At 54.0% G+C, this 250-nt stretch carries 1 protein-coding gene; it reads left to right on the top strand.

Going from position 1 to position 250, the window contains the following annotated elements; genetic code table 11:
- Positions 1-88: 88 nt before the first annotated feature.
- Positions 89-250, top strand: a 162-nt coding sequence (locus tag ACTHS3_RS18330; RefSeq protein WP_440368850.1) for a ComEA family DNA-binding protein, incomplete at its 3' end; no start/stop codon positions are given.

Genomic DNA, 250 nt, shown 5'->3' with positions numbered 1-250 from the left:
AACGGTAAGACGGATATGATAGCCAACTATTTTACGGTGCCGCACACACAGGCATCATCCGCATTCACAAACTATGGAGTATCTTCTTATGAAAAAATTCCTCTTTGCCGCCCTCTCCCTGCTGACCGCTTCGCTGTCGCTGGCCGCCGTCAACATCAATACCGCTTCCCCGTCCGAGTTGGAAGCCCTGCCCGGTATCGGCCCTGCCAAAGCCAAAGCCATCGTGGACTACCGTCAACAACATGGTGCC

Source organism: Neisseria sp. P0009.S007 (assembly GCF_051962515.1).
The sequence above is the reverse complement of the archived record's forward strand: the minus strand, read 5'-3'. Positions and strand labels throughout refer to the sequence as shown.